Origin of the sequence: Streptomyces apricus (assembly GCF_008369065.1) — a bacterium.
Classification (GTDB): Bacteria; Actinomycetota; Actinomycetes; order Streptomycetales; family Streptomycetaceae; genus Streptomyces; species Streptomyces apricus.
The window spans coordinates 1-761 of the sequence record NZ_VDFC01000266.1 but is presented as its reverse complement, the minus strand read 5'-3'; the positions used below and the strand labels follow the sequence as shown (position 1 = coordinate 761).

General features: G+C 71.7%; 1 protein-coding gene. It reads right to left on the bottom strand.

The features are described from left to right. Window positions 1-53: 53 nt before the first annotated feature. Complete coding sequence (locus FGF04_RS39590) at window positions 54-587, bottom strand: GNAT family N-acetyltransferase (protein WP_149516217.1); 534 nt, start codon at window positions 585-587, stop codon at window positions 54-56. Between the last annotated feature and the right edge of the window lie 174 nt (window positions 588-761).

Sequence of the window (761 nt, the reverse complement as noted above, 5' to 3'; positions counted from 1 at the left end):
GTGCCGGGGCGCGGCGTCGGGGCCGTGGGCGAGGCCTGGGCCGGGCGCGTACCTCAGTCGACGCGGCCCAGCGACAGCAGCATCGTGACGTCGTCCCGGTCGTCGCCCGGCGCGACCCGGATCGCGTCCGGCACGCGCCCGACCTCCTTGTAGCCGCACGAGCCGTAGAAGCGCTCCAGGCCCTCGCCGCCGCGGCAGGTCAGGCGTATCGCCTCGATACCGCCGAGGCCGCGGGCGGCGTCGGCGGCGGCCGCGAGGAGGTCGCGGCCGTAGCCCTTGCCCTGGTGCCGGGGGTGGACCATCACCGTGTAGAGCCACAGCCAGTGCGTCATCAGACGGTGGGTGTTGCGGGTGAGGAAGGCGGTGGCCGCGACGGTTCCGTCCTCGTCGAGGCCGACGAGGAGACGCGTGCGGCCCTCCGCCATCGCGACGAAGTGCTTGACCAGCTCCGGTCGGACCGCCTCGGGCGAGACCGGGGGCACGAAGCCGACGGAGCCGCCCGCGTTGGACACGTCCGCCCAGAGACTGGTGATCCCGTCCCGCAGAACGGAGTCGACGGGAGGATCAAGCACAAACGTAAGGGCCATGCCCCAAGATTACCTATTACCCCACCAGAGACTCAAGCACCACGAGCCCCCTCAAGGGGCGCGGGGAACGGCGCAGTCTTTTTTGGGGGCGCGGGGAACGGCGCAGTCTTCTGGGGGCGCGGGGAACTGCGCAGTCTTTTAGGGGCGCGGGGAACTGCGCGACCAGCCCCCACC